Source organism: Cedecea sp. NFIX57 (assembly GCF_900177785.1).
Taxonomy (GTDB): Bacteria; Pseudomonadota; Gammaproteobacteria; order Enterobacterales; family Enterobacteriaceae; genus Cedecea; species Cedecea neteri_C.
This window is the reverse complement of the sequence record NZ_FXAS01000012.1, coordinates 122,377-147,503: the sequence shown is the minus strand read 5'-3', so window position 1 is coordinate 147,503 and position 25,127 is coordinate 122,377. Positions and strand designations below refer to the sequence as shown.

At 53.3% G+C, this 25,127-nt stretch carries 22 protein-coding genes and 1 riboswitch; of the genes, 6 read left to right on the top strand and 16 right to left on the bottom strand.

The features are described 5' to 3' along the window. Positions 1-4: 4 nt before the first annotated feature. From murG to leuO, 14 genes are all read right to left on the bottom strand, one after another. Positions 5-1,072, bottom strand: coding sequence for an undecaprenyldiphospho-muramoylpentapeptide beta-N-acetylglucosaminyltransferase (gene murG / locus B9Y90_RS12595; protein ID WP_085541412.1), 1,068 nt, complete (start codon positions 1,070-1,072; stop codon positions 5-7). Then, positions 1,069-2,313 carry a cell division protein FtsW gene (gene ftsW / locus B9Y90_RS12590; protein ID WP_039290282.1) on the bottom strand — a complete coding sequence of 415 codons (1,245 nt, stop codon included), beginning with the start codon at positions 2,311-2,313 and terminating at the stop codon, positions 1,069-1,071. Before ftsW ends, murG begins: the two co-directional genes overlap by 4 nt. Continuing rightward, positions 2,313-3,629, bottom strand: a complete 1,317-nt coding sequence (gene murD, locus B9Y90_RS12585) for a UDP-N-acetylmuramoyl-L-alanine--D-glutamate ligase (RefSeq protein ID WP_085541411.1) — start codon at positions 3,627-3,629, stop codon at positions 2,313-2,315. Before murD ends, ftsW begins: the two co-directional genes overlap by 1 nt. Before the next feature lie 2 nt (positions 3,630-3,631). Further along, the gene (gene mraY / locus B9Y90_RS12580; RefSeq protein ID WP_085541410.1) at positions 3,632-4,714 is read right to left on the bottom strand and encodes a phospho-N-acetylmuramoyl-pentapeptide-transferase; all 1,083 of its coding nucleotides are present in this window, start codon (positions 4,712-4,714) and stop codon (positions 3,632-3,634) included. Continuing rightward, complete coding sequence (gene murF, locus B9Y90_RS12575) at positions 4,708-6,066, bottom strand: UDP-N-acetylmuramoyl-tripeptide--D-alanyl-D-alanine ligase (RefSeq protein ID WP_085541409.1); 1,359 nt, start codon at positions 6,064-6,066, stop codon at positions 4,708-4,710. The genes mraY and murF overlap by 7 nt, the downstream gene beginning before the upstream one ends. Further along, positions 6,063-7,550, bottom strand: coding sequence for a UDP-N-acetylmuramoyl-L-alanyl-D-glutamate--2,6-diaminopimelate ligase (gene murE / locus B9Y90_RS12570; protein ID WP_085541408.1), 1,488 nt, complete (start codon positions 7,548-7,550; stop codon positions 6,063-6,065). The genes murF and murE overlap by 4 nt, the downstream gene beginning before the upstream one ends. Next, a complete protein-coding gene (locus B9Y90_RS12565; RefSeq protein WP_039290269.1) occupies positions 7,537-9,303 on the bottom strand; it encodes a peptidoglycan glycosyltransferase FtsI in 1,767 nt (588 codons plus the stop codon). The genes murE and B9Y90_RS12565 overlap by 14 nt, the downstream gene beginning before the upstream one ends. Before the next feature lie 15 nt (positions 9,304-9,318). Further along, positions 9,319-9,681, bottom strand: a complete 363-nt coding sequence (gene ftsL, locus B9Y90_RS12560; RefSeq protein WP_008461776.1) for a cell division protein FtsL — start codon at positions 9,679-9,681, stop codon at positions 9,319-9,321. Further along, positions 9,678-10,619 carry a 16S rRNA (cytosine(1402)-N(4))-methyltransferase RsmH gene (gene rsmH, locus B9Y90_RS12555; protein WP_039290267.1) on the bottom strand — a complete coding sequence of 314 codons (942 nt, stop codon included), beginning with the start codon at positions 10,617-10,619 and terminating at the stop codon, positions 9,678-9,680. Before rsmH ends, ftsL begins: the two co-directional genes overlap by 4 nt. A 2-nt stretch (positions 10,620-10,621) precedes the next feature. Then, on the bottom strand, positions 10,622-11,080 hold the full coding sequence (gene mraZ / locus B9Y90_RS12550; protein WP_008461772.1) for a division/cell wall cluster transcriptional repressor MraZ: 459 nt from the start codon (positions 11,078-11,080) through the stop codon (positions 10,622-10,624). Between the two features lie 562 nt (positions 11,081-11,642). Beyond that, positions 11,643-12,647, bottom strand: a complete 1,005-nt coding sequence (cra, locus tag B9Y90_RS12545; protein WP_008461770.1) for a catabolite repressor/activator — start codon at positions 12,645-12,647, stop codon at positions 11,643-11,645. A gap of 176 nt (positions 12,648-12,823) precedes the next feature. After that, positions 12,824-13,315 carry an acetolactate synthase small subunit gene (ilvN, locus tag B9Y90_RS12540; protein ID WP_008461768.1) on the bottom strand — a complete coding sequence of 164 codons (492 nt, stop codon included), beginning with the start codon at positions 13,313-13,315 and terminating at the stop codon, positions 12,824-12,826. Positions 13,316-13,317: 2 nt separating this feature from the next. After that, the gene (ilvI, locus tag B9Y90_RS12535; RefSeq protein WP_039296477.1) at positions 13,318-15,042 is read right to left on the bottom strand and encodes an acetolactate synthase 3 large subunit; all 1,725 of its coding nucleotides are present in this window, start codon (positions 15,040-15,042) and stop codon (positions 13,318-13,320) included. Between the two features lie 405 nt (positions 15,043-15,447). After that, a complete protein-coding gene (leuO, locus tag B9Y90_RS12530) occupies positions 15,448-16,392 on the bottom strand; it encodes a transcriptional regulator LeuO (RefSeq protein WP_085541407.1) in 945 nt (314 codons plus the stop codon). A 442-nt stretch (positions 16,393-16,834) separates the two neighbouring features. Here leuO and leuL point away from each other — a divergent pair, with 442 nt between their 5' ends. From leuL to leuD, 5 genes are all read left to right on the top strand, one after another. Further along, a complete protein-coding gene (gene leuL, locus B9Y90_RS27555; RefSeq protein ID WP_139827388.1) occupies positions 16,835-16,918 on the top strand; it encodes a leu operon leader peptide in 84 nt (27 codons plus the stop codon). 90 nt (positions 16,919-17,008) lie between these two features. Continuing rightward, positions 17,009-18,586 carry a 2-isopropylmalate synthase gene (gene leuA / locus B9Y90_RS12525; protein ID WP_039290265.1) on the top strand — a complete coding sequence of 526 codons (1,578 nt, stop codon included), beginning with the start codon at positions 17,009-17,011 and terminating at the stop codon, positions 18,584-18,586. Next, positions 18,586-19,677, top strand: a complete 1,092-nt coding sequence (gene leuB, locus B9Y90_RS12520; RefSeq protein WP_039290263.1) for a 3-isopropylmalate dehydrogenase — start codon at positions 18,586-18,588, stop codon at positions 19,675-19,677. The genes leuA and leuB overlap by 1 nt, the downstream gene beginning before the upstream one ends. Positions 19,678-19,679: 2 nt before the next feature. Further along, positions 19,680-21,080: a 3-isopropylmalate dehydratase large subunit gene (gene leuC / locus B9Y90_RS12515; protein WP_085541406.1), complete on the top strand. Its 1,401-nt coding sequence runs from the start codon at positions 19,680-19,682 to the stop codon at positions 21,078-21,080. 11 nt (positions 21,081-21,091) lie between these two features. Further along, a complete protein-coding gene (gene leuD / locus B9Y90_RS12510) occupies positions 21,092-21,697 on the top strand; it encodes a 3-isopropylmalate dehydratase small subunit (protein WP_085541405.1) in 606 nt (201 codons plus the stop codon). A 36-nt stretch (positions 21,698-21,733) separates the two neighbouring features. On the opposite strand, the gene B9Y90_RS12505 is transcribed toward leuD, so the two are convergent. Together B9Y90_RS12505 and sgrT are read right to left on the bottom strand one after the other, a co-directional pair. Beyond that, positions 21,734-22,912 carry a sugar efflux transporter gene (locus tag B9Y90_RS12505; RefSeq protein WP_085541404.1) on the bottom strand — a complete coding sequence of 393 codons (1,179 nt, stop codon included), beginning with the start codon at positions 22,910-22,912 and terminating at the stop codon, positions 21,734-21,736. A 112-nt stretch (positions 22,913-23,024) separates the two neighbouring features. Next, on the bottom strand, positions 23,025-23,204 hold the full coding sequence (gene sgrT, locus B9Y90_RS12500) for a glucose uptake inhibitor SgrT (RefSeq protein WP_008461749.1): 180 nt from the start codon (positions 23,202-23,204) through the stop codon (positions 23,025-23,027). 87 nt (positions 23,205-23,291) lie between these two features. Between sgrT and sgrR the strand changes: the two genes are divergently transcribed. Further along, positions 23,292-24,950 carry an HTH-type transcriptional regulator SgrR gene (gene sgrR, locus B9Y90_RS12495; RefSeq protein WP_085541403.1) on the top strand — a complete coding sequence of 553 codons (1,659 nt, stop codon included), beginning with the start codon at positions 23,292-23,294 and terminating at the stop codon, positions 24,948-24,950. Between the two features lie 49 nt (positions 24,951-24,999). Next, positions 25,000-25,101, top strand: a riboswitch (TPP riboswitch). Positions 25,102-25,127 lie beyond the last annotated feature (26 nt).

Genomic DNA, 25,127 nt, shown 5'->3' with positions numbered 1-25,127 from the left:
AGTATTACGCGCGCGCTGCGGCGCTGACTTCGTTTGCTACACGTTCAGTTGCATCAGGAATGGAGGCAGCGCGCGCTCGCTCGGCCATTGCCAGCAACGTTGCTCTGTCCCACCCCGCCAGGGCACGGGTAACGGCATCCACGGTAAACTGCGGTTGCTCCAGTATTTTCGCAGCGCCAGCCTTTTCCAGCGGCAGTGCATTCCAGTACTGTTGCCGATCTTTGTGCTGGAAAGGAACAAACAAGGCTGGTAACCCTGCAGCTGCGATTTCACTCACGGTTAATGCCCCTGAGCGACAAACCACAACATCAGCCCATTCGTAGGCTGCTGCCATATCATCAATAAACTCGGTGACCTTGTGCTGAGGCTGCCCTGCTTCAGCATAAGCCTGCTGTACAACCGCCTGACCACCCTTTCCGGTTTGGTGCCAGATAGTCACGGATTCACCTAAACGCCCTGCGACCTGCGGCATGGTTTGGTTCAACACGCGAGCGCCCTGAGAACCACCGACAACCAGCACACGAACCGGGCCTTCTCTTCCGGCAAAACGCACTTGCGGCAGCGGTAAAGCAAGCACATCTGTCCGCACCGGGTTGCCAACGACGTCCGCTTTAGGGAATGCGCCAGGAAAGGCTTGCATTACCTTGGTGGCGATCTTTGCCAGCCATTTATTCGTCAAACCGGCTATGCCGTTTTGTTCATGCAAGACAACGGGAATGCCAAGAGACCAGGCAGCCAGGCCACCAGGCCCGGAAACATAACCGCCCATGCCCAGCACAACATCAGGTTTCCATGCTTTCATGATGGCGCGAGCCTGGCGCCACGCGTTGAAAATACGCACAGGGGCCAGCAACAAGGCTTTTACGCCCTTGCCGCGCAGGCCAGAAATGCGAATAAAGTCGATCTCAATCCCGTTTTTCGGCACCAGATCGGCTTCCATACGGTCCGCAGTACCAAGCCAGCGAATATCCCACCCTTCCGCCTGAAGGTGATGAGCAACAGCCAGCCCTGGGAAAACATGCCCACCGGTGCCACCCGCCATCACCATCAATCGCTTCGCTTTGCCCGTCATTTGGCACTCCGTGTAAACGCCTGGGCCTTAGCCAGACGCGTTTCATAATCTATTCTCAACAGCAGCATAATTGCCGTCGACATAATCAGCAGGCTGGAACCGCCGTAACTGATAAGCGGCAGCGTCAGGCCTTTAGTCGGCAACATACCCGCAGCAGCGCCGACGTTAACCAGCGCCTGGAAGCTAAACCAGATCCCGATAGAACACGCCAGGAAACCGGAGAAACGCTGATCCAATTCCAGCGCACGTTTGCCGATGGACATCGCACGAAAAGCGACGAAGAATACCATCAAAAGAGCAAGCACCACACCGATATATCCCAGCTCCTCACCGATGATCGAGAAGATGAAGTCAGTGTGCGCTTCAGGCAGATATTCCAGCTTCTGAACCGAGTTCCCCAGCCCTTGCCCCCACAATTCACCGCGCCCGAAAGCCATCAGCGATTGCGTTAGCTGGTAGCCGCTGCCGAACGGATCTTCCCACGGGTTCCAGAACGATGTAACGCGGCGGATACGGTAAGGCTCGGCGAGGATCAGCAGGATAACCGCCGAGATCCCCATCCCGATAATCGCGATAAACTGCCACAGCTTTGCCCCTGCAAGGAACAGCATTGCCAGCGTGGTAACAAACAGCACAACTACGGTACCCAGGTCAGGCTGAGCCAGCAGCAGAACGGCCATCACCAGAATCACGCCCATTGGCTTCAGGAAGCCGCGCAGGTTATTTCGAACTTCATCCACCTTGCGCACAAGATAGTTTGCGAGATAACAGAACAGTGACAGCTTGGAAAACTCTGCGGGCTGAATACGCAGCGGGCCGAAAGCAATCCAGCGCGATGCCCCGTTAACCGAACTACCGACGACCAGTACAATCAGCAGCATCACGATCGAAGCCAGCAGCATCGCCGTACTGTGGCGCTGCCAGAAATCCATCGGCAAACGCAGCGTCACCATCGCCAGCACAAACGCGACGATGATGTAGAGCCCGTCGCGCTTTGCAAACAGGAACGGATCGTTTGCCAGGCGTTGACCTACCGGCATCGACGCCGAAGTCACCATAATAAAACCGATCGCGGCCAGCCCTAAGGTCAGCCAGAGCAGCGTGCGGTCATACAGGACCATGCTGTTGGCGTCGGCCTCGCGGGAGCCCATTACCCACCCTTTTAACGCCGAAGCGACCCAGGCCAGGATACCAAACCCTGGAATGCGAGGAACGCGAAGGCGAGGGAGAGATAAACGCATCAGCCTAGCTCCTTCGCTAATTGAGTAAACATGTCGCCGCGTTGTTCAAAGTTTTTAAACTGATCGAGGCTGGCGCAAGCTGGAGAGAGCAACACCATATCGCCAGACTCCACACGGCCCGCGGCAAGTTTCATTGCCTGTTCCATGGTTTCTGTCTGCTCGGCAATATCCGGGCGTAACTCAGCCAGTTCCGCACCGTCACGACCAAAGCAGTACAGGCGAACGCGATCGCCCTGCAGGTAGCGAGCTAAAGGTGAGAAGTCGGCAGACTTCCCGTCACCGCCTAACAGCAGATGGAGCGTCCCTTCAACGTGCAGACCATTTAACGCCGCTTCTGTGCTGCCAACGTTGGTGGCCTTAGAATCATTAATCCAGCGAACGCCATTACGTTCCCAGGCCAGCTGGAAGCGATGCGCCAGACCGGTATAGGTGGTCAGTGCTTTCAGGCTGCTGGAGCGGGGAAGATTCACCGCGTCCGCTAGCGCCAGCGCGGCCAGAGCGTTGGTATAGTTATGCTGCCCAACCAGTTTCATTTCTTTGGTGTTGAGGATTTTCTCCCCTTTCACCCGCAACCAGGTGTCGCCCTGCTGGCGATTAAGATGATAATCGCCGACGTCGACACCAAAGCTGATACAGCGCTCGTCCGCACCACGAACCGGCATCGTCAGCGCGTCGTCTGCGTTGACTACGCAAACTTTGGCATTTTCATAGATGCTCAGTTTTGCCGCACGATATTGCTGCATCCCGAACGGATAGCGATCCATATGATCTTCAGTCACGTTCAGAACGGTCGCCGCTGCGGCCTTCAGACTATGGGTGGTTTCCAGTTGGAAACTGGAGAGTTCCAGGACATAAAGCTCGCAGCCTTTGTCCAGCAGCATTAAAGCTGGCAGCCCAATATTTCCGCCCACGCCCACATTCACACCAGCTGCTTTCGCCATCTCTCCCACCAGGGTAGTCACGGTACTTTTACCGTTAGAGCCGGTGATGGCGACGATCGGAGCCTGGGCTTCACGGCAAAACAGTTCGATATCACCGATTACCTCAATCCCGGCATCCACCGCCGCATTCAAGGCTGGAGTAGCAAGCGCCACGCCAGGGCTGGCAATAATCAAATCCGCCGTCAGCAACCAGTCTTCATTCAGCGAACCGGTATGGCGGTCAACGCTCTCAGGCAGTTTATCGAGACCAGGAGGAGAAATACGGGTATCCATTACGCGTGGCGTAATGCCGCGCGCAATAAAGAAATCCACGCAGGACAGGCCCGTCAGGCCTAGTCCAATGATGACAACGTTTTTACCCTGGTAATCTGCCATGTTTAGCGAACCTTCAGCGTAGCCAGGCCAATCAGCACCAGCATCAGCGAAATAATCCAGAAGCGCACAATCACGCGCGGCTCCGGCCAGCCTTTCAATTCATAGTGATGGTGAATGGGCGCCATACGGAAGATGCGCTGTCCTCTGAGCTTGAACGAGCCCACCTGGAGGATTACCGATAACGTTTCAACGACGAACACGCCGCCCATAATCACCAGCAAGAACTCCTGGCGCAGCAGTACCGCGATCGTCCCAAGCGCCCCGCCGAGAGCCAGAGAACCCACATCACCCATGAAGACCTGAGCCGGGTAAGTGTTGAACCACAGGAAGCCCAGGCCGGCGCCGACAATCGCCGTACAGACGATAACCAGTTCGCCCGCGTGGCGCAGGTAAGGTATGTGCAGATAACCCGCAAAGTTCATGTTCCCCGTAGCCCATGCCACCAGTGCAAAACCAGCGGCAACGAATACGGTCGGCATAATTGCCAGGCCATCAAGGCCATCGGTCAGGTTTACCGCATTACCGGTGCCGACAATAACGAAGTACGCAAGCAGCACGTAGAACAGGCCAAGCTGCGGCATCACGTCCTTGAAGAACGGCACAACAAGTTCAGTTGCTGGCGTCCCTTTCCCGGCTACATACATTGTGAAAGCAACGACCAGCGCAATCACTGACATCCAGAAGTATTTCCAGCGAGCAATCAGACCTTTGGTGTCCTTACGAACCACTTTGCGGTAGTCATCGACAAAGCCAACGATCCCGAAACCGATCAGCACAAACAGCACGCACCAGACGTAAGGGTTCGAGGGATAAGCCCACATCAGTACGGACACCACAATGGCGGTCAGGATCATAATCCCGCCCATGGTTGGCGTCCCTTTCTTGCTAAAGTGAGACTCAGGGCCATCGTTACGTACAACTTGCCCGAAGGAGAGTTGCTGTAAACGTGCGATCATACGCGGCCCCATCCACAGGGAGATAAACAGAGCGGTCAGCAGGCTGACGATGGCGCGAAACGTCAGATAAGAAAAGACGTTAAAGCCGGAATAATATTTGACCAAATGTTCGGCCAGCCAAACTAGCATGCTTGTTTCTCCTGTAATGCGCGAACCACCTCTTCCATGGCCGCACTACGTGAACCTTTCACCAAAATGGTTAAAATTGAATGTTCCGCGATAAGCGCTTTCAAACGCTCCACCACGGCCTGTTTATCAGTAAAATGTTCACCAACTTCTGATGCGTCACTGAGCGTTTTGCTTAACACACCAACGCTCAAAACACGGTCAATACCTGCGGCTTTAGCGGCTTCGCCAACCTGACGATGACAAGCTTCGGCTTCATCGCCCAGCTCGCCCATATCGCCAACTACCATCACACGGTAACCCGGCATTTCTGACAATACCTGTGCCGCCGCAGTCATTGAGCCCACGTTAGCGTTGTAGCTGTCGTCCAGCAGCAGCTGGTTCTCTGCAAGCTGGATAGGGAACAGACGACCCGGCACCGCTTTAAGCTCAGCGAGCCCTGCTTTTGCAGCTTCGAGCGTCGCACCAACGGCCATCGCTAATGCGGTAGCTGCCAGAGAGTTAGCAATATTGTGGCGACCCGGCAGCGGCAGAACGACATCAACATCGCCCTGAGGGGTATGCAGAGTAAATTCTGTGCCGTGGGAGGTGATATGGATATTCGTCGCGGTGAAATCACTGCCTGCGGCGTTGGGTGAGAAGCGCCAGGTTTTGCGATCGCCAATAATCGCCTGCCAGTTCAGCCAGTCGTTATTATCGGCGTTGAGGATCGCCGTGCCGTTTGCAGCGAGGCCAGTAAAGATCTCGCCTTTAGCTTTAGCCACGCCAGCCAGGGAACCAAAGCCTTCAAGATGCGCAGCCGCCAGGTTATTCACCAGCGCCGCTTCCGGGCGGGTTAACCCTACGGTCCAGGCGATTTCCCCCTGGTGGTTTGCACCCAGCTCAATAACGGCATAATCGTATTCCGGCGTCAGACGCAGCAGCGTCATTGGCACGCCAATATCGTTATTCAGATTGCCTGCGGTATAAAGCGTATTGCCGCACTGGCGCAGAATAGACGCCGCCATTTCCTTCACGGAAGTTTTGCCGGAAGAGCCGGTTAGTGCCACAACGCGAGTTGGCACCTGCTGGCGAACCCACGCGCCTAGTTCACCAAATGCAAGGCGGGTATCGGCCACAACCAGTTGGGGCACATCAATATCCAGCTTACGGTTAACTAATAATGCACCAGCACCACCTTTCACCGCATCGGCGGCAAAGTCATGGGCATCAAAACGTTCGCCTTTCAGCGCAACAAACAGACAGCCAGCCGTCAGCTTGCGGGTATCCGTTGTGACATCAATAATGTCGGCGTCTGCGCCATGTAGCTGTCCATTAAGAATGGACGCCAGTTGCTTCAGGGAGACGCGAATCATGCCACAACCCCTAACAGACGAGCCGCGGTGACGCGGTCGGAGTAATCCAGACGACGGTTGCCAACAATCTGATAGTCCTCGTGTCCTTTACCTGCCAGCAGAACCACGTCATTTTCTTTGGCCTGCATAATCGCGTTGGTCACCGCTTCTGCGCGCCCCAGTACAACGTGCGCACGGCCAGCATCCAGCATACCGGTCAGAATATCGTTGACGATAGCCTTCGGTTCTTCGGTGCGCGGGTTATCATCTGTTACCACCACCACATCGGCATATTGCTCGGCAATCCCGCCCATAATAGGCCGCTTGCCCTTGTCGCGGTCGCCGCCACAGCCAAATACGCACCACAACTTGCCGGAACAGTGCAGACGAGCTGCCTGCAGCGCTTTTTCCAGCGCATCCGGCGTGTGGGCATAATCCACAACCACGGTAGGTTTGCCGTCAGTGCTGAACACTTCCATTCGCCCACAAACTGGTTGCAGAAGCGGGCCAGTTTCAATTAATGCTTCGAGCGGATAACCCAGCGCCAGCAGCGTGGCTAAAGCCAACAGTAGGTTACTGACGTTAAACGCGCCCATAAGACGGCTTTCGATCTCGCCTTCACCCCACGATGAACTGAAGCGAATTGTCGCCCCACCGTCGTGATAAATCACTTCATCAGCTTTCAGCCAGCGCCCATGTGCACCCGGCTCAAGGTTATTTTCCATGGTGACCGCCACAGCATCCGGCAGGCGCGCCAGCCAGCGGTGACCCACTTCGTCATCGGCGTTGATGATCGCCTGACCGCAGTCATGCTCGGAAAACAACAGCCACTTAGCGGCTTCGTAATTCGCCATATCACCATGATAATCAAGGTGATCGCGGCTTAAATTGGTAAACACCGACGCGGCAAACTTCAGTGCCGCCACACGATGCTGGACCAGACCATGGGATGAAACTTCCATGGCACCAAAGGTTGCGCCCTGAGCCTTCAGGCTCGCCAGCACGTGCTGCACGTCTACCGCAGAGCCGGTGGTATTTTCTGTTGGTACAACCTGCCCGAGCAGGCCATTACCTACGGTCCCCATCACGGCGCTGGTTTCACCCAACAGCTGTGCCCACTGTGCCAACAGTTGAGTCGTTGTCGTTTTGCCATTGGTGCCGGTAACACCAACCAGACGCAAGGATTCAGAAGGCTGGTGATAGAAACGGCCAGCCAATGCAGACAGGCGCTGATGCAGTTGGCTCAGGTAAATAACCGGTACGCCGTGCATCTCGCGAACTTCACCATCCGCCGCTTCACCGTCCGCTTCTGCGATCACGGCAGCCACACCCTGTGCTATCGCCTGCGGGATATAACGACGCCCGTCCGCCTGATGACCGACCACGGCCACAAAAAGATCGCCCGCAGCCGCCACGCGACTGTCGAGTGTCATCTCTCGCAGCGCTCTCGCAGGTAGCCCGGCTACCCACGGAGCAAGAAGGTCGCTCAAATTACGATCTGCCACCTGATGCCTCTTTCTGATTAATTACAAATTCGCTTTTCTCACCGGTTGCCAGCGCATCCGGCTCGATGTTCATGGTGCGCAGTACGCCGCCCATGATGGCACCGAACACAGGTGCAGATACGGCACCGCCGTAATACTTACCGCCCTGCGGGTCATTGATAACCACCACCAGCGCAAATCGCGGCTGGCTGGCTGGCGCAACGCCTGCGGTGTAAGCAATGTATTTGTTTATGTACTTACCGTCCGGCCCGACTTTTTTCGCAGTACCGGTTTTAATCGCAATACGGTAGCCCTTAATCGCCGCCTTCACGCCGCCGCCGCCGGGCAGCGCCACGCTTTCCATCATGTGCACCACGGTACGGACGGTCGATTCAGCAAAAATACGCTCGCCGGGAACCGGCGGGTCAACTTTGGTTATCGACAGCGGGCGATAAATGCCATAGCTGCCAATCGTTGCGTAGACTCGCGCTAACTGTAACGGGGTTACCATTAGCCCATAGCCGAAAGAGAAGGTGGCCCTCTCTATGTCAGACCACCGTTGTTTTTGAGGATATAAGCCACTGCGTTCCCCGACCAACCCCAAATTGGTCGCTTTTCCCAGTCCAAAACGTGAGTAAGTATCTACTAACGCTGAGGAGGGCATCGCTAACGCCAGCTTAGAAACACCGACGTTACTCGACTTCTGTAAGACCCCGGTAAGGGTCAATTCGCTGTACCGCGCCACATCTTTGATCTCATGACCATTAATGCGGTACGGAATTGTATTCAGTACGGTATTTTCATTTACCACGCCACGCTGCAGCGCGGTCATCACCACCATCGGCTTAACGGTGGAACCTGGCTCGAAGACGTCGGTGATGGTGCGGTTACGCATTACGTCTTTTGCCGTGCCGGTCAGATTATTCGGGTTGTAGGACGGGCTGTTAGCCATCGCCAGGACTTCACCAGTATTCACATCAACCAAAACAGCGCTGCCCGATTCGGCTTTGTTGAAAGCAACAGCGTTATTCAGTTCGCGGTAAACCAGCGCCTGCAGGCGTTCATCAATGCTCAAAGCCAGGTTATGGGCGGCCTGGCTGTCGGTAGAGGAAATGTCTTCGATAACGCGCCCATAGCGATCTTTACGCACAATGCGCTCGCCCGGCTGACCGGTAAGCCATTTATCAAAGCTTTTTTCCACCCCCTCGATCCCTTCGCTGTCCACGTTGGTGAAGCCGATAAGGTGAGCAGTCACTTCGCCGGATGGATAGTAGCGACGAGATTCCTGCCGCAGGTGAATTCCCGGAAGCTTAAGCTTTTTGATGTAGTCACCAATATCCGGGTTAACCTGACGCGCAAGATAAATAAATCGCCCATTGGGGTTGCTGTTCACGCGGGATGAAAGCTGGTCGAGAGGAATTTTTAGTGCGTCGGCCAGCGCCTTCCAGCGGTTGTCCAGCGTCACTCCACCAGCGTCATGCAATTCTTTTGGATCGGCCCAGACGGCATTGACCGGTACGCTAACCGCCAGAGGGCGTCCCGCGCGATCGCTTATCATCCCTCGGGAAGTAGACACTTCCTGCACGCGCAATGAACGCATGTCACCCTGGCGTACCAGCATGTCCGGGTTAATGATTTGCAGCCAGGCGACACGGCCCAGAAGGAAAGCCAGCGCTAACAGAATGCAACCGCAGAGCAACGCAAAACGCCAACTCACAAAGTTGGCCTGTTCTTCCTGACGTTTTGGTTTAAGCGTTTTTGCCGCTGCTCTCATCTGCCGCACGATTCCTTATTGCTGAACTACGATGTTTTCCTGTGAAGGATCGACATGCTGCAGTTGCAGCTTCTCCGTCGCGATCCGTTCTACCCGGCTATGATCGCCGAGCGCGTTTTCTTCAAGAATCAGGTTGCGCCATTCAATATCCAGCGCATCACGTTCGAGTACCATCTGCTCACGCTGTGCGGTAAGCAGACGGGTATGGTGCGCCGTTGTGACCACGGAAACCGCGGTCACGATAATGGCGACGAACAAGCAAAGTGCCAGTTTCCCATGGCGCAGAAGATCGCCACCAATCACGGCAGGCAACGCATGTCGCTCGTTGCTACCGAGCTGCGTCACTCTGCTGAGGGTTTCTGTCACCCGATTGATCATGCGTTAGTCCTCTCCGCAATACGCAAAACAGAACTACGGGCGCGTGGATTTTCCGCCACTTCTTCTTCACCTGGCATCAGCTTACCTAGCGCCTTCAACTGGCGACCGCCCAGCTTATTCAATTGTGCTTCCGTCATCGGTAAGCCAGCTGGGACCTGTGGCCCTCGGCTGTTTTCGCGCATAAAACGTTTAACGATACGATCTTCCAGAGAATGGAAGCTAATGATCGATAAGCGGCCACCGGGAGATAACGCTTCCAGCGAGCCATTCAACGCTTTTTCAATTTCATCCAGCTCGCTGTTGATCCAGATCCGAATAGCCTGGAATGTTCGGGTCGCCGGGTGCTTAAACTTATCTTTGACCGGCATAGCGGCAGAGACCACAGCCGCCAGCTCTTTGGTACGCGTCATCGGCTCTTCGCGGTTACGCTCAACGATGGCGCGTGCAATGCGCTTACCAAAACGTTCTTCGCCGAAAGTTTTAATAACCCAGGCAATGTCGGTTTCTTCAGCCGTCATCAGCCATTGGGCGGCAGATTGACCTCGCGTTGGGTCCATACGCATATCCAACGGACCATCACGCATAAACGAAAAGCCGCGCTCTGCATCATCCAGTTGAGGAGAAGAGACGCCGAGATCCAGCAAAATGCCGTCGATCTTACCGTCCAGTTCGCGCTCACGTGCGTAATCTGCAAGCGCAGAGAATGGGCCATGAATGATGGAGAAGCGTGGGTCATCGATAGCAGCCGCCGCAGCAATCGCCTGCGGATCGCGGTCGATCGCGAGCAGCCGTCCTTGCTCACCGAGCTGGGACAGAATCAGGCGTGAATGGCCACCGCGACCAAAAGTGCCATCAATGTAGATGCCGTCGGGACGAATATTCAGACCATTAACGGCCTCGTCCAGCAGCACCGTAGTATGTTTAAAATTTTCCATCATTTCTAAAGTGACAAGTCCTGCAGACGATCCGACAAGGTGTTTGTCGAACCCTGCTCAGCGTCGATATCTTCCTTGACCTGTTGATGCCAGGTCGCTTCATCCCACAGCTCAAACTTATTGAACTGGCCGACCAGCATGACTTCTTTGGTAAGCCCGGCGTGCTGCCGTAAAACGGGCGCCAACAGCAATCGCCCGGCGTTATCCATCTGACATTCACTGGCATGACCCAATAACAGACGCTGTACGCGGCGTTCTGCGGGGTTCATGCTCGACAGACGGGCAAGCTTTTGTTCAATGATTTCCCACTCAGGAACGGTGTAAAGCAGCAGGCAGGGGTGATGGATGTCGATGGTACAAACCATCTGACCTTCTGAGGTTTCGATCAGCTTTTCCCTGTAACGGGTAGGTACGGCGAGCCGCCCCTTGCTGTCGAGATTGACTAACGTTGCCCCACGGAACATGCCAGCCTCACCCTTTAATGACCCATTTCACCACTTTAACCCACAAATTCCCACATAAAGGAGTTTACGGAGGGGAGGAAAACCTTGTCAAGCCAGCCAGGCCGCTTACGGGAATAAATTCCCGCGCCTAAGCGATTGATAAATGGCTGGCGTGAAAAAGCCCGCAATAGCGAGGCAAAATTAACGTTATGAATATTTGAAAGAAAAAGACCAATAAACATCAACAGCGTTAAAACGACCGAATACTTGATTAGGGAAATATTAAGTACCCAGTTTGCGACGCGGGCGGCATTTTAAGGTATTTCAAGGCGAGTGAACAGCGCCAGATGCCCGTCTGGCGCTGGCTCTGCGCAAGACAGAAGTAAAGAGAGGTTGCTAATGATTAATAATCCAACATTTCTTAACGGCGGGTGTGTAACAAAATAATACAAAGAAGAGATTTATTTCTCGATGGGGATTTTTTTACCCGATTTTTCCCGCCTAATTAATTGCCTTAAAAAATAAGGGTAAATATACGGGAAAAATCTTAATTAACTTTAAGTGGCTGATAATGATCTCTTTATCAGTAACGACTTAGGCTACCCCGACGATAAAGATTGCGGCGAATTCGGGTTAACCCAGGCTTCGGCTTACGCGGCTCATCAAGGCTTGCCAGCACAAGTTCCAGCACTCGCTCAGCAACATCGCGATGACGCTGTGCGACCGCCAATACCGGACACTGCAGGAAATCCAGCAGCTCATGATCGCCAAAGGTGGCGATCGCCAACTCCGAAGGCAGCCGCCCTTGACGGCGCAGCGTGACATCCATTACGCCCTGCAGCAGAGCGAAGGACGTTGTGTACAACGCATCAGGCATCTCGTGAGTTTCCAGCCATTTTTCAAAAAGCTGAGCGGCAGCCTCACGTTCATAGCTGTTAGCGTAGAGATAATTGACAGTACGAGGATCATCTTTCCAGGCAGTACGGAACCCTTGCTCACGCAGGAAGCTCACGGACAGTTCAGGTAACGCGCCAAGGTAAAGGATATTTTCACCTGGGAATTTGCGAAGCTCCTCAGCCAGCATTTCTGCATCGTCCTGATCGGCACCGACAACGCTGGTGAAGTGTTCACGGTCTAACGCACGGTCGAGCGCAATAATCGGAAACGAATCGTTTGCCCATCGCTGATAAAAAGGGTGCTCAGGCGGTAAGGAGGTAGACACAATAATGGCATCAACCTGCCGCTGTAGAAGATGTTCAATGCAGCGCATTTCGTTGTCGGGTTGATCCTCAGAGCAAGCGATCAACAACTGATAGCCGCGCTGGCGAGCCTGACGCTCAAGGTAATTTGCTATACGGGTGTAGCTGGTGTTTTCCAGGTCTGGGATCACCAGCCCGATAGAACGCGTGCGTCCTGCACGTAGCCCGGCGGCTACCGCATTAGGGTGGTAATTATGCTCACGTACCACCGCCATGACTTTCTCAACGGTTTTATCGCTAACGCGATACTGTTTTGCTTTTCCGTTGATAACATAGCTTGCTGTGGTGCGCGACACGCCAGCCAGACGCGCGATTTCATCCAATTTCACTGTAGCCCCTTACTCTCCAGGTGATCCATAACCATGCCCTGGCTATGGTTAACGACATTTACATCTAAACGCAGAATAATAACTCCGGCAACCGCTTTTGCAGGCGCTTGTTTTCTTATTTGCAAAAAAAAGCCCGGCAGTGATTACCGGGCATGTGAATTAGATCACATTAGTGACTAACGCATGATCTTATCGCCGCGCGAAACGCCAACAATGCCCGAGCGAGCCACTTCGACGATTTTGGCAACGTCGCGGATTGTATCAAGGAACGCGTTGAGTTTATCGCTGGTGCCGGCAAGTTGGACAGTGTATAGCGTTGGTGTCACATCAATGATTTGCCCACGGAAAATTTCCGTGCTGCGTTTCACCTCTTCCCGCCCGTATCCGCTAGCCTGCACTTTCACCAGCATAATTTCACGCTCAACGTATGCCCCCTGCCCCAGCTCACTGACGCGGAGAACATCCACTAGCTTATGCAGTTGCTTCTCAATCTGCTCCAATACCTTCTCATCGCCAACGGTTTGGATCGTCATACGAGAAAGCGTAGGATCATCCGTAGGCGCTACGGTAAGACTTTCAATGTTGTAGCCACGCTGAGAGAACAGACCAATGACCCGGGACAACGCACCTGATTCATTTTCCAGTAAGACAGATAATATCCGGCGCATAATCAGGTTCTCTCCGTTTTGCTTAACCACATTTCATCCATACCGCCACCGCGAATCTGCATCGGATAAACGTGTTCAGTACCATCAACTGTGACATCGACAAACACCAGTCGCCCACCGCGCACCGTTTCCAGTGCCTGAGCAAGTTTACTTTCCAGCTCTTCTGGCTTAGTGATGCTAATCCCTACGTGGCCATAGGCCTCAGCCAGGCGGACAAAGTCCGGGAGCGACTCCATATAAGATTGGGAATGGCGACCCGAATAAATCATGTCCTGCCACTGTTTCACCATGCCGAGGTAACGGTTGTTAAGGTTCAAAACCAGAACCGACAAGCCGTACTGCAACGCGGTAGAAAGCTCCTGGATATTCATCTGGATACTGCCATCGCCGGTGACGCAAATGACCGTTTCATCCGGCAACGCCATCTTCACGCCAAGCGCGGCAGGAAGACCAAAGCCCATCGTGCCCAGGCCACCTGAATTTATCCAACGTCGTGGCTTATCGAACGGATAATAAAGCGCGGCAAACATTTGGTGCTGGCCCACATCGGAGGTGACATAAGCATCACCGTTCGTCAGGCGATAAGCTGTTTCAATAACAGCCTGCGGCTTGATAGCCTGGCTATGGCGATCGAATTCAAGGCAGTGACGAGCGCGCCACTGTTCAATCTGTTGCCACCAGTCCCGAATATCATCCCCGGATTGCTGAATCTCTTCCTGGGCAAGTAAGTCCAGCATTTGAGTCAGAACCTGATGCGCATCCCCCACAATTGGGATATCCGCCGCAACTGTTTTGGAGATAGACGTAGGATCAATATCAATATGCAACACTGTCGCATTCGGGCAGTATTTTGCGAGATTGTTCGTGGTTCGGTCATCAAAGCGCACGCCAACGGCAAAGATAACGTCCGAATGATGCATCGTCATATTGGCTTCGTAGGTGCCGTGCATGCCCAGCATACCCAGCGACTGCCGGTGCGTGGCCGGGAACGCACCAAGCCCCATCAGCGAAGAGACAACTGGAATGTTGAGCTTTTCAGCAAGCGTTAATAATTCTGCCTCACAAGCTGAATTGATCGCCCCACCGCCTACATACATCACCGGTTTTTTAGCCGCAATCAGCGTCTGCAGGGCGCGTTTGATCTGCCCTTTGTGGCCCTGCGTCGTTGGGTTGTAAGAGCGCATACTAACGGCGTCTGGCCAGGCATACGGCAACTTATTCAGCGGACTCATGATGTCTTTGGGTAAATCGACCACAACAGGCCCCGGACGGCCGCTTGAGGCTAACCAGAAGGCCTTCTTGATGATCCCCGGTATGTCTTCGACCTGTTTTACCAGGAAGCTATGTTTCACGACAGGTCGAGAGATACCGACCATATCGCATTCCTGAAAGGCGTCGTAACCAATCAATGAAGTCGCGACCTGCCCGGACAACACGACCATCGGAATAGAATCCATATAGGCGGTGGCGATGCCGGTAATGGCATTCGTCGCGCCAGGCCCCGAAGTCACCAGCACAACGCCGGTCTCCCCGGTAGCACGCGCCAGGCCGTCAGCCATATGCACGGCAGCCTGCTCATGGCGCACCAGCACATGATCGATCCCGCCCATAGTATGAAGCGCATCATAAATATCGAGAACTGCGCCTCCCGGATAGCCGAATACTTGCTTTACGCCCTGATCGATTAACGACCGGACGACCATCTCGGCTCCTGACAACATCTCCATGGTTTTGCCTCCAGGCTCACGTTTTTGACCGCGCGCAGAAATCATTTCCGCGCCGTCGTTGCGACAGGTTGTGTCTCTGCCTGTATCGTTTTTATAGGTTTAGCCCATTAACATAACCGCTCAAGATCCGTCAGGCAATTACCCCCCTGTGCCAGCGGGAAAGAAGAAATTACGCTCACCGCTATAAAAATCGTGCATGGCGGAGCGATCAACTAAATACGAGGGGTGACTATTGACGAATATGTCAAAGATGCGGAGAAACACAGTGTGTTATCTATTAATTTAGCATGATGCTGCAGCCAGGAGATCGGCGTCAGAAAATGCTTAAGTTGAAAATACTGGATTTTTTATATCAAGGAGTGGAAACGGGCTGTTTAGGCCCGAAAATCCAACATACTGCTGATGTTATTGGTATAAGATTTTTGCTATTTGGTTTTGCATCCACAAATGGCCCTTATCTTGCCCGGCTGAGCTATGCCACGATAAATAGCAGGTGCGCTCTTTCTGGATAAAAGGCACAGGGAATACCTTAAGATTCAGATCAGTAGATACGTTATCAACCAGCCAGCGTGGTGCAACAGCCACTAGCCGTGTTTGTGAAACCACGTTTAATACACAGGTCATTGCCATCCCCTGATAAGCAATCGCCTTTTGCTTATTCAACGTGTCATACCAGAACGAACTGAACGAACCATAACATTCAGGGGAAGTTACTGCATGTTTCTGATTATAGAAATCGCGCGCCGTTAATGGCGAACAAAAGCCAGGATGTTCTTTGCCCGTAACTAAAACCATTTCATCATCAAACAAAGATATTTTTTTAAATTCCGGGCACATAATTTCATCATAGCAAATCAAAAAGTCAACTTCCTGATAGCGTAACTGCCGTTCAACATCGTCATTAAAAGAAGACTTAAAAATTAACTGAACATTCGGCGCAGTATATTTAAGAGCATCTAAAATACGCGACATTATTTTGCTGTCCAAAGGACTGGCTATGCAAAACGTAAACTGACGCTTGCTTATCAAGGGATCAAAATCGCCCTCAGGCAGCTCATTTTGGACCATCTGTAAGGCATCACGAATCACGTCATAAAGCTGAAAAGCTCTTGTCGTTGCTTGTATGGTTCTCCCGTTACGTACAAATAATTCGTCATTGAAAGTTGTTTTCAACCGGGAAACAGCGTTGCTGACAGCTGGTTGAGACATCCCTAACAACTTAGCGGCACCGGTGATACTTTGCGCTCTCATTACCGTATCAAAAACAGTCAGCAAATTTAAGTCTACATTACGTAGCCGGGGTTTTATGGCATCCAGAGCCTCCCGACTCTTATTTCTTCTGCAATCCATTTTTTACTCCAGTAATGAATTGGGGTCCATTTCACAATACATAAGTTTGAAATTCCATTTAATATTTCACGCCAAGCATCTCTTTTAACAATTCGCGTAACCAGCACCGTTATTATTGATGATGATGAAACGCGTCATAAAACTCACCGACATAAAAACTTCGATATTTAACGAAAAATAAGAGGCCCATCAGACAATGGAACAATACATGAGTTCCGTCATATTCATAAGGTTAATTTCAAGAATTCAGCATATTATCAGATAATAAAAAACAACCTAATCTTAATTAAGATATTAAGAAAACATTATTTCACAGTATTTTTCACTGAATGAACATCTTCTGCTTATCCTTCCTACGATCCTGCTGCTCGCCTAAAGGTTGACACCTGCGTTGAGATCAAGTACCAATAAATACATCACGAAATTGCACAGGGCTTGAAACATGAATCGCACCGTCCGCCTACTTGGTCTACTACTAAACGCATCTTATTTGCGCGGTAGACTGGTGGGCGACAATCAGCGTTGATTCAAGCCTTCAGACAGAAAAAACCCGCGCCAATGCGCGGGTTTTTTTATGCTCGTCGCGAAGGCACCCAAAGAGATAAAGGACCGAACCATGAGCCAGCAAGTCATTATTTTTGATACTACATTGCGCGACGGCGAACAGGCTTTACAGGCAAGCCTGAGTGTAAAAGAGAAGTTGCAGATCGCTATGGCGCTGGAACGCATGGGCGTCGACGTCATGGAGGTCGGCTTTCCCGTCTCTTCCCCTGGTGATTTTGAATCCGTACAGACTATCGCTCGCAATATCAAAAACAGCCGTGTTTGCGGCCTGGCCCGTTGTGTTGAAAAAGACATCGATGTTGCAGCTGAATCCTTAAAAGTCGCTGAAGCCTTCCGTATTCATACTTTCATCGCCACCTCTCCAATGCACATCGCCACCAAGCTGCGCAGTACGCTGGACGAAGTCATTGAGCGCGCCGTTTATATGGTGAAACGCGCCCGTAATTACACCGATGACGTGGAATTCTCCTGCGAAGATGCTGGCCGTACGCCGATTGCAGATCTGGCTCGTGTAGTGGAAGCCGCGATCAACGCAGGCGCAACCACCATTAACATCCCGGATACCGTCGGTTACACCATGCCGTTTGAGTTCTCCAACATCATCACCGGCTTGTATGAACGCGTGCCTAACATTGATAAAGCAATTATTTCCGTACATACCCACGACGATTTGGGGCTGGCCGTAGGTAATGCTATGGCGGCAGTTCACGCAGGTGCTCGCCAGGTTGAAGGCGCAATGAACGGCATCGGCGAACGAGCGGGTAACTGTTCACTGGAAGAAGTCATCATGGCTATCAAGGTGCGCAAGGACATCATGAACCTGCACACCAATATCAATCATCAGGAAATCTGGCGCACCAGCCAGATGGTTAGCCAAATCTGCAACATGCCAATTCCGGCCAACAAAGCTATCGTCGGCACCGGCGCCTTCGCCCACTCTTCTGGCATCCACCAGGACGGCGTGCTGAAAAATCGCGAAAACTACGAAATCATGACGCCGGAATCAATCGGCTTGAATCAGGTACAGCTGAACCTGACCTCACGCTCCGGCCGTGCCGCAGTTAAACACCGCATGGACGAGATGGGTTACAAAGAGGCTGATTACAACCTGGATAACCTGTACGACGCCTTCCTGAAGCTGGCGGACAAAAAAGGCCAGGTGTTTGATTACGACCTGGAAGCATTGGCCTTCATCAACAAGCAACAGGAAGAGCCAGAGCACTTCAGCCTGGATTATTTCAGCGTGCAGTCGGGTTCTAACGGTATCGCGACCGCATCCGTGAAGCTGGTTTGCGGCGAAGAGATCAAAGCTGAAGCAGCAAACGGTAACGGCCCGGTGGATGCGGTCTATCAGGCAATTAACCGCATCACCGATTACAACATTGAGCTGGTGAAATACAGCTTAACTGCCAAAGGTCAGGGCAAAGACGCGCTGGGCCAGGTGGATATCGTGGTGGATTACAACGGTCGTCGCTTCCACGGCGTAGGCCTGACAACCGACATCGTCGAGTCATCGGCCAAAGCCATGGTCCACGTACTGAACAACATTTGGCGCGCCGGTGAAGTCGAAAAAGAATTGCAACGCAAAGCTCAACATCAGAATAAAGAACAAAATCAGGAAACCGTGTAATGTCGAAAAATTACCATATTGCAGTTTTGCCGGGTGACGGTATTGGCCCGGAAGTGATGGCTCAGGCCCTGAAAGTACTGGATGCAGTTCGCAATCGCTTTGATATCCGTATCAGCACCAGCTCCTATGATGTCGGTGGCGCAGCCATTGATCGTCACGGCAGCCCTCTGCCTGCGGCCACGGTTGAAGGCTGTGAGCAGGCTGATGCAATTCTGTTCGGCTCTGTAGGTGGCCCGAAGTGGGAACATCTGCCGCCAGCGGAACAACCTGAGCGCGGTGCCCTGCTGCCGTTGCGTAAACACTTTAAGCTCTTCAGCAACCTGCGCCCTGCGCGCCTGTATCAGGGGCTGGAAGAGTTTTGCCCGCTGCGAGCCGACATTGCGGCAAACGGCTTCGACATTCTGTGCGTTCGCGAACTGACTGGAGGGATTTACTTCGGCCAGCCGAAAGGCCGCGAAGGCAGCGGTATGCACGAGAAAGCCTTCGATACTGAGGTTTACCACCGCTTTGAGATCGAGCGCATTGCTCGCATCGCCTTTGAGTCTGCCCGCAAGCGCCGCAGCAAAGTGACCTCGATTGATAAAGCAAACGTGCTGCAAACCTCACTGTTGTGGCGCGAAATCGTCAACGAAATCGCTAAAGAATACCCCGATGTGTCGCTGTCTCACATGTATATCGACAACGCCACCATGCAGTTAATTAAAGATCCATCGCAGTTCGACGTTCTGCTGTGTTCCAACCTGTTCGGTGACATCCTGTCCGACGAATGCGCCATGATCACCGGATCTATGGGCATGTTGCCTTCTGCCAGCCTCAACGAACAAGGTTTTGGCTTATACGAACCTGCAGGTGGCTCAGCACCGGATATCGCCGGGAAGAACATTGCCAACCCTATCGCGCAGATCCTGTCGCTGGCGCTGCTGTTGCGCTACAGCCTGGATGCCGAAGAAGCCGCACAGGCTATCGAAAGCGCCATCAATCGCGCGTTAGAAGAAGGCCACCGCACCGGCGATTTAGCCCGCGACGGTCAGGCAGTCAGCACCGACGAAATGGGCGATATCATTGCCCGCTACATCGCTCAGGGGAAATAATCATGGCCAGAACCTTATATCAGAAGTTGTACGATGCCCACGTCGTGTATGAAGCCCCGGAAGAGACACCGCTGCTGTATATCGATCGCCATCTGGTGCATGAAGTGACTTCCCCGCAGGCCTTTGACGGATTGCGCGCCCATGGCCGCCCGGTTCGTCAGCCGGGGAAAACCTTCGCCACGATGGACCATAACGTGTCGACCCAAACCAAGGACATCAACGCCTCCGGCGAGATGGCTCGTATTCAGATGCAGGAACTGATGAAGAACTGCAAAGAGTTTGGCGTTGAGCTGTACGATCTGAACCACCCTTATCAGGGCATCGTTCACGTTATGGGGCCAGAACAAGGGATCACCCTGCCGGGCATGACCATTGTGTGCGGCGACTCCCATACGGCTACTCACGGCGCATTCGGTGCACTGGCTTTTGGGATTGGGACCTCCGAAGTTGAGCACGTTCTGGCGACGCAGACCCTGAAACAGGGCCGTGCGAAAACCATGAAAATTGAAGTCCAGGGCAAAGCGGCTCCAGGGATCACGGCCAAGGACATCGTGCTGGCCATCATCGGCAAAACCGGCAGCGCCGGCGGCACCGGTCACGTGGTTGAATTCTGCGGCGATGCTATTCGTGCGTTGAGCATGGAAGGCCGAATGACGCTGTGTAACATGGCCATTGAAATGGGGGCTAAAGCCGGGATTGTTGCGCCGGATGAAACCACCTTCGACTATGTGAAAGGCCGCCTGCATGCACCAAAAGGGGCCGACTGGGATGAAGCCGTCGCGTACTGGAAAACCTTCAGCACCGACGAAGGCGCGAAATTTGACACTATCGTCACCTTAGACGCCGCCGATATTGCTCCGCAAGTTACCTGGGGAACCAACCCAGGTCAGGTGATTTCCGTCACCGATAATATTCCTAACCCGGAATCCTTCAGCGATCCGGTGGAACGTGCCTCGGCAGAAAAAGCGCTGGCCTATATGGGCCTGAAGCCGGGTATTCCGCTGACCGAAGTGGCTATCGATAAAGTCTTTATCGGCTCCTGCACCAACTCGCGTATCGAAGACCTGCGCGCAGCAGCTGAAGTCGCCAAAGGCCGTAAAGTCGCGCCAGGCGTGCTGGCCATGGTTGTACCAGGCTCAGGCCCGGTCAAAGCGCAGGCTGAGTCTGAAGGGCTGGATAAGATCTTCATTGAAGCCGGTTTTGAATGGCGTTTGCCTGGGTGTTCCATGTGCCTGGCCATGAACAACGACCGCCTGAATCCTGGCGAGCGTTGCGCCTCTACCAGCAACCGTAACTTCGAAGGTCGCCAGGGTCGCGGCGGGCGTACTCACCTGGTCAGCCCGGCGATGGCCGCCGCGGCCGCTGTTTCCGGTCATTTTGCCGATATTCGTACACTGAAATAAGAGGAACCACCATGGCAGAGAAATTTATCCAACATACCGGCCTGGTCGTTCCGCTGGACGCGGCGAACGTCGATACCGATGCCATTATCCCGAAGCAGTTTTTGCAGAAGGTAACCCGCACTGGTTTTGGTGCGCACCTGTTTAACGACTGGCGTTTTTTGGACGATGCAGGACAAGTCCCTAACCCGGAGTTCGTGCTGAACTACCCGGAATTTAAAGGTGCTTCAATTCTGCTGGCTCGCGAAAACTTCGGTTGCGGCTCTTCTCGTGAGCACGCCCCGTGGGCATTAACCGACTACGGTTTCAAAGTGGTGATTGCGCCAAGCTTTGCGGACATTTTCTATGGCAACTCGTTTAACAACCAGCTGTTGCCGGTTATCTTGAGCGATGAGCAGGTGGATGAGTTGTTCAAGCTGGTCGAAGCCCAGCCTGGCATTAAGTTTGTCGTCGACCTGGAAGCCCAGACGGTTCTGGCGGGCGAGAAGAGCTATTCGTTTGAGCTGGATAGCTTCCGCCGTCACTGCATGTTGAACGGCCTGGACAGCATCGGCCTGACGCTGCAGCACGAAGCCGCTATTTCTGGCTACGAGCAAAAACTGCCAACATTTATGCAGTAACTCATTTTCCCCTCTCGCTCATGAGAGGGGAAAATTTTAAACGTTCTTAACCCGGCTAGTCAGGAACAGTGCGATCACCGCAAGTGCCGCCATCAGCCAGTAAACAGAATAGTGACCAAAACCTTCCGCAAGCGCGCCTTGAAGTATCCCAGCCAGAATCACGCCCGTTGAAATACTGTTGGTGAATAGCGTCGTTGCAGATCCCGGTCTTCCCGGCATCAAATCCTGGAACCACAGCATGCCTATCCCCGCAATAATCCCAATAAACACCGCATTAAAGAGCTGTAAGATCACCAACGCCGTTTTGGAGTGGAAAAGGATCAGCCCAACATAAAACAGGATGCCCGCCGCAACGGCCGCCACCATCATGTTACGTTTTCCAAAACGCTTCACGTAGTAGCCGGCGAGGATCATCGCGGGGATCTCAATCCCTGCCGCCGTGCCCATTAATAACCCCGCCAGCTCATCCGGCAACCCGAGATCCTGGCTTATCCACAGCGGCATATCGATGATGTACATGGTGTTGCAGGTCCACATCAGCATCGAAGCGATAAACAGCATCCGCACGTTACTGTCTTTCCAGCCGCTGACCTGCGTTATCGCCACCTCTGCGGGCTGTTCAACTCTCGGCACGGACGGCAGCGCGAAAATAATCAGCGCCAGTGAAATAACAAATATCCCGGCAGCGATAAGGAACATCGTGGTAAAGCCATATTTCAGTGCCAGCATAAAAGAGAGTGGCGGCCCGATAACCCACGCCAAAGAAAGCTGCGCACGCATGATCGAGCTGAACATCACCACTTCGCGGGCGGAACGGTCGGCGTATTCACGCGCCAGGGCAAAAATCTGCGGCATGGCGGTATTGGCTATTGAGGCAAACATTACGCCGAGCGTAATCAGCGTCAGATAATGACGGTTAAAGGCAAACAGAACGCAGTTTGCCACCGCCATCACGCAGCAAACCATAATCAGTTTTCGCCTGTCGCCCTGACTGTCTGACCTTTTGGCCAGCAGTAAACTGACACCAATCCCGGCAATCGCGTTAACGGTGTAAAACAGGCCGACCCAAAACGGCCTGACTTCAACTTCACGAGTTAAAAAGAGGCTAAGCGTCGGAGCCTGTAGCGCACCGGCCACGCCAATCATAAAAGAGACGGCCATGAAGGCAGCGTAAACAGGGTTAAAACGGCGTGCGCGGGTCAAAAACCAGAGCATGGAGTGTCCTTAAAAGGAGATGTCGTCAGAGGTATTTGTTAAATGCGTAAAGATTAAACGAAAAAAGCCAGCAGTAAACAGCTGCTGGCCGGTGAAAAGCACCAATACTCAGTCACACATGAGTCGGCGCGTTGGCGTTCTCGGGCATCGGGGTTGTAACCTCCCACTGCATCAAGTCTTCGAGCATCCTTAGTCTTTGCTCCACCGTCAGGCGAGCCAGCCATCCAGAACAAACAAACTGTGTTGCGGCAAAGTACTGTTGGAAAAACTTCGCAGGTGATGACCGCTTCATAAACACCTCCTCGCTTCATCGAGGATGATTATTGGCGTAATATAGGGAAAGTTAAATTGATGAGTTTCCGCCTGGAGTTCCTCTTTTATGTCTTCGTCACGCCTGCAACAACAATTCATCCGCCTGTGGCAATGCTGCGAAGGCAAACCTCAGGAAACCACGCTGAATGATTTAGCGGATTTGCTGAGCTGTTCCCGCCGCCATATGCGTACGCTGCTTAATGCGATGCAGGAAAAGGGCTGGCTAAGCTGGCAGGCGGAAGCCGGACGAGGCAAGCGCTCGCAGCTCACTTTTCTTTATACCGGGCTGGCGCTTCAGCAGCAGAGGGCGGAAGATCTGCTGGAGCAAGATCGTATCGATCAGCTAGTCCAAATCGTCGGCGACAAAGCCGCTGTCCGCCAGATGCTCATCTCTCATTTAGGCCGCAGCTTTCGCCAGGGCAGACATATTCTGCGTGTCCTTTACTATCGCCCGCTGCTAAATCTGCTGCCCGGTTCGGCGCTGCGTCGTTCCGAAACCCACATCGCCCGCCAGATTTTTAGCGGCCTGACGCGAATAAATGAGGAAAATGGGGAACTCGAAGCGGATATTGCTCACCATTGGCAGCAAATTTCCCCATTACGCTGGCGTTTCTTCCTGCGCCCCGGCATCCATTTCCATCACGGCCGCGAGCTGGACATGCTCGATATCATCTCTTCCCTGCAGCGCATCAACGCCCTGCCGCTTTTTGCCCATATCACACAAATCACCTCGCCGACTATCTGGACACTGGATATCCATCTTAGCCAGCCGGATGACTGGCTGCCGTGGCTATTGGGCAGCGTGAACGCCATGATCCTGCCGCGGGAATGGACAACGATGACAAATTTCGCCAGCCAGCCCATCGGCACGGGCCCCTATTCCGTGGCGCGGAACAACCGCAACCAGCTAAAGATCCACGCCTTTGATGATTACTTTGGCTTTCGGGCGCTGATTGACGAGGTTAACTTCTGGGTCCTGCCCGAAGTGGGTGAAGAGTCGAGCTGCGGCGTGCAGCTCCAGGGCATGCCGGACAGCGAAAAAGCCGTTGAAAGCCGCCCGGAAGAAGGCTGCTACTACCTGCTGTTCGACAGCCGCTCCAGCCTCGGCGTCAATGAAGACGTTCGCCAGTGGATTGGGCATATTCTCTCCCCGGTCAACCTTATCTACCGCGCGACCGAGCAGTATCAACAATACTGGTTCCCGGCCTATGGTTTACTCCCGCGCTGGCACCATTCGCGCCCCGGGCCGTTGCTGGCTAAACCTGCCGGGCTGGAGAGCATTACGCTCACCTACTACCGCGATCACGTAGAGCATCGGGTGATCAGCAGCATCATGACCGAATTACTGGCTGAGCAGGGCGTGAAGCTGATTGTGCAGGAGATAGATTATGCGGAGTGGCATCAGGGTGAGGCCGAGAGCGACATCTGGCTGAACAGCGTGAACTTCACCGTGCCGTTGGAATACTCCCTGTTTGCCCAGCTGTATGAAGTCCCGCTGATTCAAAAATGCATCCCCATCGACTGGCAGGGCGATGCTCATCGCTGGCACAGCAAAACGCTGGCCCTGCCGGAATGGTGCAAGCAAATGCTGGAGCGAAATGACGTTATCCCATTGATTCATCATTGGTTGCGCATTGAAGGCCAGCGCAGTATGCGCGGGGTACGGATGAACACGCTAGGCTGGTTTGATTTCAAGTCCGCCTGGTTTGCCCCACCGGGCCCATAACGCTTTCGTAACATTACTTCCGTAACCCAAAGGAAATCAGTAGAATCCTTCCTGCTCAACGGGGTGCCAGGACAGTTTGTCCGCGCTGAGATAATACCCGTCGAACCTGATCCGGATAACGCCGGCGAAGGGATTTGAGACGATCAACTCAATTCCTTTGCCCCCTTTTACTGAGGT